Source organism: Pseudoroseomonas cervicalis ATCC 49957, from assembly GCF_000164635.1.
In the GTDB taxonomy this organism is placed as follows: Bacteria; Pseudomonadota; Alphaproteobacteria; order Acetobacterales; family Acetobacteraceae; genus Pseudoroseomonas; species Pseudoroseomonas cervicalis.
Window position 1 is genome coordinate 264,381 of record NZ_GG770779.1, and the last position, 1,953, is coordinate 266,333.

A 1,953-nucleotide genomic window follows, 5' to 3' on the forward strand; every position below is an offset into this window, starting at 1 on the left:
CTGCGGCATGCCGGACGACCCCCGCAAGCGGGGCGAGGCGATGTTGCTGGCGCCCGGCCTCACGCCGCGCGCGGCCGCGCGTCTGGCGCGGCGGTTCCGGCAGAATGCCATCGTGCTTTTGCGCCGGGGCGCGGCACCGGCGCTGGGCCTGCTGCGCTGACGCGGCTGCGGCTCAGGCATCAGGCGCGGGTCAAACGGAAACGTCGCTGTCCTGCACACGGACCCGCATGCGGCATGCCGCGCCTGGGGCGGGGAGAGGGCGCGCCGGATCGCCTGGCCCGCACGCAAAAAAAACCGGGCCGGACAAGTCCGGCCCGGTGGTCTGCCCGCCATTCTGTGGCGGACGCCGGAGAAAAGATCAGGCGGCCTGCTTCAGCGCCTGCGGGTTGATGGTGCCATTGGCCATCTTGTTCAGCAGGGTGTCGGTCTCCTTCTCCTCCTGCAGATTGGCCTCCAGCAGCGCCAGGATGTCCTTCTTGCCGCTGACCTTGGCCCAGGCGATCAGCGCGCCATAGCGGGCCATCTCGTAATGCTCGACCGCCTGGGCGCAGGCGACCAGCCCGGCATCGCGCACCGCGCTCGGCGTCGGCGCCTCGTCCAGCAGCTCCTCGCATTCCTCGATCAGGCCGTTGATCGCCTCGCAGGTCACGCCCTGGGCGCGCTTGCCCAGCGCCTCGAACACCTGCTGCAGGCGCTCGACCTGCCCCTGGGTCTGGTCACGGTGCAGCAGGAAGCCCTCGCGCAGCTCGTCGCTCTGCGCGGCCTTCGCCATCTTGGGCAGGGCCTTCAGGATCTGCCGCTCGGCGTAATAGATGTCCTTCAGCGTGTGCAGGAACAGGTCGTCGATGCTCTTGATGCCAGCCACGGGAAATCCTTTCCTTGTCTGGCGCGGTCTCGGCGCGCGCCCATCGCCTCAATCGCCGCCGCCGCCGCAGGTTCCGCGGCGGGCGCATGAAAAAACGGCGCCGCCCCGGAGGGCGGCGCCGCTGGCCTCATTCAGGAACGGCCGCCATGCGAGTTCTGGCCGCCCTTGCGCCCGGCCTCGCTGGCCTTCTCGCGGTCATTGGCGAAATTGCCGCCCGAGCTGCTGCCGCCCGAGCTGCCGCCACCCGAGCTGCCGCCGCCGCCATGCGAGTTCTGGCCGCCCTTGCGCCCGGCTTCCGCCGCCAGCTCGGGATCCTGCGCGAAGGGGCGCTTCTCGGCGGGCACGCTCTGGCCGCCCTTGGAGGCGATGTCGCGCTGCTTCTGCTCGTCCATCGAGGCGAAGCCGCGATTGCTGGTGTCGTTGTTGGCCATGGAGAAGTTTCCTTGTCCTGTCTGCATTGTTGCAGCCGGCGTTGGTGCCCGGCTGTGCTGGATCAACCGGGCCGCGGCGGTCCTGTTCCGTGACAACTCTGTCATGTTGGTGGCCGCAACCGCCGGGCGCCGGGCGGCCTTGCAGGGGCGGGGACGGCGCCGCCGCCCACCAGCAGGAGCATGACCATGAGCAACAATCCCCGCTTTCCCGAGGCACGGCCCTCCGAGGTCGGGCCGCACGACGTCAACGAGGAGCAGAACGACCCGAAGGCGAAGCTGCGCAAGCCGGAGGAGGATTATGCGAACGAGACCGGCGGCCAGGCCGCGGTGGTGGGGCCGCGCCAGCCCGGCCCCGGGGCCAGGGCGCTGACGCGGCCGCAGCAGGCGGAGAAGCCGGGGAAGGGCTGAGCCTTCCCCGGCGGCCGTTTCTCAGCCCGGAGGCGGGGCGGGGGGCAGGCCCGCCAGGCTGCGCAGCGAGGCCAGCAGCGCGTCGCGCTCCCGTTCGAACCGCCCGGCGGCGAGGCTGATCTCCTCCTGCCAGCCGGTCCAGGCCGCCTCCACCGGCGCAGCGTCCGGCTGCGCCGGGGCGAGGCCCTCCATCGCGGCGGCCACCTCGGCCGGGGGCGCCCCGGCATCCACCACCGGCGTCCCACCGGT

4 protein-coding genes are annotated in these 1,953 nt (G+C 71.8%); 1 reads left to right on the top strand and 3 read right to left on the bottom strand.

Going from position 1 to position 1,953, the window contains the following annotated elements; genetic code table 11:
• Window positions 1–358: 358 nt before the first annotated feature.
• Window positions 359–865, bottom strand: a complete 507-nt coding sequence (locus tag HMPREF0731_RS12500; protein WP_007004506.1) for a YciE/YciF ferroxidase family protein — start codon at window positions 863–865, stop codon at window positions 359–361.
• 131 nt (window positions 866–996) lie between these two features.
• A complete protein-coding gene (locus HMPREF0731_RS12505) occupies window positions 997–1,296 on the bottom strand; it encodes a con-10 family general stress protein (RefSeq protein ID WP_007004507.1) in 300 nt (99 codons plus the stop codon).
• Window positions 1,297–1,482: 186 nt separating this feature from the next.
• Between HMPREF0731_RS12505 and HMPREF0731_RS12510 the strand changes: the two genes are divergently transcribed.
• Complete coding sequence (locus HMPREF0731_RS12510; protein WP_040613101.1) at window positions 1,483–1,704, top strand: hypothetical protein; 222 nt, start codon at window positions 1,483–1,485, stop codon at window positions 1,702–1,704.
• 21 nt (window positions 1,705–1,725) lie between these two features.
• Here HMPREF0731_RS12510 and HMPREF0731_RS25430 read toward each other — a convergent pair.
• Window positions 1,726–1,953: hypothetical protein (locus HMPREF0731_RS25430; protein ID WP_007004509.1), on the bottom strand; the 228-nt coding region annotated here is incomplete at its 5' end.